The organism is Mesorhizobium sp. M2C.T.Ca.TU.002.02.1.1 (assembly GCF_003997225.1).
On the sequence record NZ_RZTO01000446.1, the window covers coordinates 1 to 5,124 of the forward strand.

The following is a 5,124-nucleotide window of genomic DNA, read 5'->3' on the forward strand; positions in this document are numbered from 1 at the left end:
GCGTGTCGATACGCACGCCGACGGCGTCGAAGACGGCATTGGCGACGGCCGGTATCTGCGGGTTGGCGCACATCTCGCCCGGCCCCTTGGCGCCGAACGGACCGTCGGCCGAAGGACGCTCCAGCACGATGATCTCGGTCTCGGCCAGATCGCCGGGGCCCGGCATCAGATACTGGTTGAAATCGGTGCCGCCGTGGTCGCGGTTTGGATAATAGGGCTCGGTCGTTTCGTAGAGCGCGTGGCTGATGCCCATCCAGGAGCCGCCGACCAGCTGCTGCTCGACCATCTTCGGGTTGAGCGCGCGGCCGATCTCGAAAACGTTCTTGACGGTGAGCACCGTCACTTCGCCGGTCTCGTCGTCGACCTCGACCTCGGCCACCGTGCAGGCATGGGCGTAGCAGGTTGAGGGCTTCATCGCGCCGGTTTCCTTCTCCGGGTAGGAGCGCGGGATCAGGAACATGCCGCGGCCCGAGATCGAGCGGCCGCGCTTGAAATGCGCCGACAGCGCGACATCGAAGATGGAGATCGATTTCTGCGGCGCGCCCTTCACCTGGATGTTGCCCTGGCCGTCGGTCTCTAAGTCCGAAGCGTTCACTTCCAGCTCCTCGGCCGCCACTTCCAGCATCACCTGGCGCGCTTCCTTGGCCGCCTGGATGACCGCGTTGCCGGCGCGGTGCGTGCCGCGCGAGGCGAAGGTGCCCATGCAGTGCGGGCCGGTGTCGGTGTCGGCGGTGTCGATGATGACGCGGTCGGTCGGCACGCCGATCGTCTCGGCGCAGATCTGCGCCATGATCTGCTTCATGCCCTGGCCGAGATCGACGCTGGAAAGCGTGACCATGAAATTGCCGGTCGGCGTCGAATGCACCAGCGCCTGGGTCGGGTCGCCGCCGAGGTTCATGCCGGTCGGATAGTTGATCGCGGCAACGCCGCGTCCACGCCGGATCGCCATCTCAGGCTCCCTTCCTGTAGGAGGACATCGCCATGTATTTTTCCGCCACCGGCCAGTTGGCGGCGCGCGAGGCCTCCTGCATGCATTCGATGAGCGCCGCCCCCTCGGTCGGCTGGCGATGCGCCTTCATGTCGCCGTCGCGATAGGCGTTGATGAAGCGGAATTCGAGCGGGTCCATGCCGATCAGCCGCGCCAGCTTGTCCATCTGCACCTCCAGCGCGAAGTCGCCGATGGTGACGCCGAAGCCGCGCATGGCCGACGAAGGGGTGCGGTTGGTGTAGACGCAATAGGTGTCGATCCAGACATTCGGGATCGTGTAGGGCCCGGGATAATGCGCGGCGCCTTTTTGCGCGCCATAGGGCGAGTGGCGGGAATAGGCGCCGGCATCGGTGTAGCCGGTCACCTTGCGGGCGACGATACGGCCGTCCTTCATGACGCCGTCCTTGATCACGACCTTCTCGGCCGCGCGCGGCGAGGAGATCTGCATCTCCTCCTCGCGGCTGTAGATAAAACAGACCGGGCGTCCGGTCAGCTTGGCGCCGAGGATGGCGATCGGCTCGACGATGACGTCGACCTTGCCGCCGAAGCCGCCGCCGACCGTACCGCCGACGAAATGCAGCTTCGAGCCCGGCATCTGCAGGATGATCGATGTGTTGTCGAGGGTGAAGAACATCGCTTGCGTGTTGGTATAGCAGGTGAAGCGGTCATTGCCCTCGGGCGCCACCACGCAGCCGGTGGTCTCGGTCGGCGCATGCTCGATCGGCGAGGACTGGTAGGACTGTTCAAGGAGGTGGTCGGCCTGGGCAAAGCCTGCCTCGACATCGCCGAAGCGCACCTTTCGGCATTCGCCGCTGTCATAGAGATAGTAATTCTGGCCGTGATATTCGTTGACCAAGGGCGCGCCAGGCTTCAGCGCCTCCTCCATGTCGAAGACCGCCGGCAGCACCTCATAGTCGACCTTGACCTTGGCGGCGGCCTCCTGCGCGGCGCGCTCGGTCTCGGCCAGCACCGCCACCACGGCCTCGCCCTTCCAGCGCACCTTGCCGTCGGCGAGCACGGTTTCGTCCTCCGGCCCGATCTGGATCAGGATCAGGATGGTGTAGACATTGTGCGGCACGTCCTTGGCGGTCAGCACTTTCACCACGCCCGGATGCTTTTCCGCTTCCGACGTATCGATCGAGCGGATGCGGGCGTGATGGTGCGGGCTGCGCACCATCTTCAGATGCAGCATGCCGGGAAAATTGCGGTCCGCGAAATAGGCGGTCTTGCCGGTGACATGTCCAGGCAAATCGAGCCGCGGCCGCGGCTGACCGATCTCGTGAAGGCCATCCTTGCGGACATCGGCGAAATAATCCTTGCGCAGCTCCATGGCTCGGTCCCTCAGGCGGCGTTCTGCGAGTTGGCGCGCGCGGCGGTGAGCACCGCCTGGATGATCGGCTCGTAGCCGGTGCAGCGGCAGATGTTGCCGGACAGCGCCTCGATCACGTCCTCGCGGCTCGGATTCGGCGTGCGGTCGAGCAGCACTTTTGCCGCCATGATCATGCCGGGCGTGCAGAAGCCGCATTGCGCGGCGAAGGCATCGAGGAAGGCGCGCTGCAGCGGATGCAGCACGCCGCCTTCGGCGAGGCCGGCGGTCGTCCTGATGTCGGCGCCGCCGCAGGTCTCGGCGAGCGTGAGGCAGGAGAGCCTCAGTTCGCCATCGATGATGACCGAGCAGGCGCCGCAGGTGCCCTGATGGCAGCCACCCTTGGCCGAGGTGTCGCCAATCTTGTCGCGCAGCGCGTTGAGCAGCGTCGTGCCGCTTTCGACGAACTCGGCTTTCTCCGAGCCGTTGAGCGTGAATTGAACAGGTACCTTTGCCATCTTTCCTCCCTGCGCGCCTGCCCGGATCGGTCGGACAGACGCGCGTCCCCATGGATTAATTCGACAACAGCCGGCCGAGATGGACCGGTAAGACCTCAGCGCGATACCAGGCGCTGGCGATCGGGTCGGTGATCGGCGCAATGCCCTCGCTCGCGGCCACCAGCGCCGGCGCGACCTCCTGGGGTGTCAGCTTGCAGCCGAGCAGCGCTTTCTCGGCAGCTAAAGCGCGGATCGGCCGATCGGCCATGCAGCCCAGCGCGATCCGCGCTGCCGTCACTGTGCCGTCCTCCGTGCGTCGCAGGAGTGCGGCGATGCTCAGCACCGACACGCCCTTCGGCTTGACGCGCGACACTTTCAGGAAGCGGAAGCTCTCGGCTTTGGGCAGCGCAATGCTTACCGCCGTCACTATGGCGCGGCTGGTGTCGCGACCGGCCAGGAAAGTCTCGATCGGCAGTTCGCCCTCTTCGGTGACGATGGTCGTGTCCAGCGCCAGCAGCGCCACCGCGAAATCGCCGTAAGGGGAAGGGGCGAACAGATTGCCGCCGACAGTCGCCATGTTGCGGATCGCCGGCCCGCCGACAGCGCGCGCCGCCGGTGTGAGCACGGTTAGCTCGGGGTGGCGGGCGATCGCCGCCATGGTGACCGAAGCGCCGAGCCGGACCTTGCCGCCCGAGATCGCGATCTGCGACAGGGCGGGATCGGTGACACGCACGAGGCTGGAGACGGAGACGTCGCCTTCATTGGCCGCGCGGACGACAAGCGTGCCGCCGCCGAGATAGCGCGTGCCAGGGGCCCGCAACGCAGTGTTGGCGTCTTTCACGCTCGAAAAAGTCTGCAGCGCAAGCGACATGGCGCGCTCCCCGGTTCAATTGTTGCCGGCGAAATGGGCCTTCAGGGCGTTGAAGCCGCCCTGGAAGACATTGGCACCCATGCCCTCGGCCAGCTTGTCGGCGTCCTCCGGTGCCGCGTCAAAGCTCGCCGTCCATTCGGCATAGGTGCGGTTGCCGTCGGTGACGCGGCGCAACTGCAGCGTCGCCTTGTGATTGGTGAGCGGCTGCGGCGTCTCGAGGATCGAATAGCTGACCAGGAAATTCTCGTCGGAGAAGTCGAGCAGTTTTTCACGCAGGGTCGCGCCGCTGACCAGTTTGAAATTGCGCACGCAGCCGATCGTGGTGGCGTCCTTGCCGTCCTCGATACGGCTTTCCACCATGCGTGGGTGCCAGCCCGGCAGGCCGTTGAAGTCGCGGATGCGCGCCCAGACCTGCTCGACCGGCGCGTCGATGACGCTGGAAATGGTGACTTTCGCCATAGACTGGTTCCCTTGCAAAGATCGGGAGCAGGCTAGGGCTGTCAGTCAGCTTGCGCTTATCAATGCGTCTTGAAGGCGTATCAAACAGTCGGAAAAACAGGCGCCTCAGGCCGTCGCTCTCGCGGCTTCGCGGTAGAGCGTCGGCGGCACGCCGACATGGTCGCGGAAGAAGCGCGAGAAATTGCCCTGGCTGGTGAAGCCGAGATTGCAGGCGACGGAGATCAGCGGTTCCTGCGACCACTGCAGCTGGCGCACGGCTTCCTCCATGCGCAGCGTGTTCCAGTAGACGTTCGGCGTCAGGTTGGTCTGCTCCTTGAACAGCGCGAAGAAATGCGGTCGGGAGAGCCCGACCGAACGAGCCACGTCGTCGAAGGAGATGCGCTCGCAGACATTGGCCTTCATCAGCTGGATCGCCTTGCGGACGCGGAAGTCGAGCATCGTGTTGATGCGCGCTCGCGCCGCCTGCGGCGCCGAGGCGTCCGCGGCATCGAGCACGCTGTCGATGAAGCGCTCGATCTCGTAGTTGGCGACGTCGTCGATGCTCTCATTGTCGGTGAGATGGTCGAGCAGGTTCGCCGCCGCCTGATGCAGCCAGGGCTCCAGTGTGATCGCGGCTTGCGTGAACAGCGGCGCCGAGGAAGGCAGGTCGCGGCGCCGGCGCGCCCAGTCCGGATCGATGTAGAAAGCCAGGAACAGGCCGGGCTTGCCGTCGCGGGAAAGGGCGTGGCTGTGCGGCTGGAACGAATTGATGCCGGCCGCGGTGCCGGGCCCAAGCCGCACCGTCTCGCGGCCGATCGTCATTTCGCCTGCCGTACCTTCCAGCCAGATGATGAGATGCGCCTCGCCATGGGCATGGGTGACGAAGTCGTTGGCGACATTCAGCACGGAAACATGTCCGAACCGGCCCCAGTAGAGCCTGATCGCGTCCGTCATGGGTATCGTTCCTCCCGCAGGCGACTGGCCTCCCTTCGCCTGCCGGGGAATAGTGCGACCGGGGTACGGC

At 65.4% G+C, this 5,124-nt stretch carries 6 protein-coding genes; all 6 read right to left on the reverse strand.

The annotated features are described in order from the left end of the window. On the reverse strand, positions 1-949 hold a 949-nt coding region (locus EOD07_RS39115; protein ID WP_164772413.1), incomplete at its 3' end, for a molybdopterin cofactor-binding domain-containing protein. Position 950: 1 nt separating this feature from the next. Continuing rightward, the gene (locus EOD07_RS39120) at positions 951-2,318 is read right to left on the reverse strand and encodes a xanthine dehydrogenase family protein molybdopterin-binding subunit (RefSeq protein ID WP_127236940.1); all 1,368 of its coding nucleotides are present in this window, start codon (positions 2,316-2,318) and stop codon (positions 951-953) included. Between the two features lie 11 nt (positions 2,319-2,329). Beyond that, positions 2,330-2,812 carry a (2Fe-2S)-binding protein gene (locus EOD07_RS21795; protein WP_127236941.1) on the reverse strand — a complete coding sequence of 161 codons (483 nt, stop codon included), beginning with the start codon at positions 2,810-2,812 and terminating at the stop codon, positions 2,330-2,332. A gap of 55 nt (positions 2,813-2,867) precedes the next feature. Then, positions 2,868-3,662, reverse strand: coding sequence for an FAD binding domain-containing protein (locus EOD07_RS21800; RefSeq protein WP_127236942.1), 795 nt, complete (start codon positions 3,660-3,662; stop codon positions 2,868-2,870). A 15-nt stretch (positions 3,663-3,677) separates the two neighbouring features. Then, positions 3,678-4,121, reverse strand: a complete 444-nt coding sequence (locus tag EOD07_RS21805; RefSeq protein WP_073985324.1) for an SRPBCC family protein — start codon at positions 4,119-4,121, stop codon at positions 3,678-3,680. Between the two features lie 105 nt (positions 4,122-4,226). After that, positions 4,227-5,054 (reverse strand): AraC family transcriptional regulator, encoded by an 828-nt coding sequence (locus EOD07_RS21810; RefSeq protein WP_127236943.1) that lies wholly within the window; start codon positions 5,052-5,054, stop codon positions 4,227-4,229. Positions 5,055-5,124: the final 70 nt, after the last annotated feature.

Bases quoted from the DNA above. Each gene is read 5' to 3' on its own strand.
- EOD07_RS21795 (WP_127236941.1), bottom strand. From the start codon at position 2,812: ATGGCAAAGGTACCTGTTCAATTCACGCTCAACGGCTCGGAGAAAGCC.
- EOD07_RS21805 (WP_073985324.1), bottom strand. From the start codon at position 4,121: ATGGCGAAAGTCACCATTTCCAGCGTCATCGACGCGCCGGTCGAGCAG.
- EOD07_RS21800 (WP_127236942.1), bottom strand. From the start codon at position 3,662: ATGTCGCTTGCGCTGCAGACTTTTTCGAGCGTGAAAGACGCCAACACT.
- EOD07_RS39120 (WP_127236940.1), bottom strand. From the start codon at position 2,318: ATGGAGCTGCGCAAGGATTATTTCGCCGATGTCCGCAAGGATGGCCTT.
- EOD07_RS21810 (WP_127236943.1), bottom strand. From the start codon at position 5,054: ATGACGGACGCGATCAGGCTCTACTGGGGCCGGTTCGGACATGTTTCC.